The following is a 238-nucleotide window of genomic DNA, read 5'->3' on the forward strand; positions in this document are numbered from 1 at the left end:
GTGTTTTGAAAATAGTTAGCCGACATCTGTTAATAGCCGATGTAACGCAGCCAACCGAGGATCTCCCCGCCGAGCCAGGGATGGTCTTGTTCCACTGAACCCGGTAACAGTCTTTGTCGGTATATTTCTTTGATGTGTTTGCGTACCAACTGCAACCGGAGTGCTCCACTGTTGCGGGCAAATGCATTGTCGGTTTGCGGCAACAAATCCAAAGTCGGCACTTTATGCTGACTAATCG

General features: G+C 49.2%; 1 protein-coding gene. It reads right to left on the bottom strand.

The features are described 5' to 3' along the window. Positions 1-29: 29 nt before the first annotated feature. A partial coding sequence (locus AC6UDE_RS07190; RefSeq protein WP_500697063.1) for a hypothetical protein occupies positions 30-238 on the bottom strand: 209 nt, incomplete at its 5' end.

The sequence above is a fragment of the Fructilactobacillus sp. X2R5C3 genome, assembly GCF_059901325.1.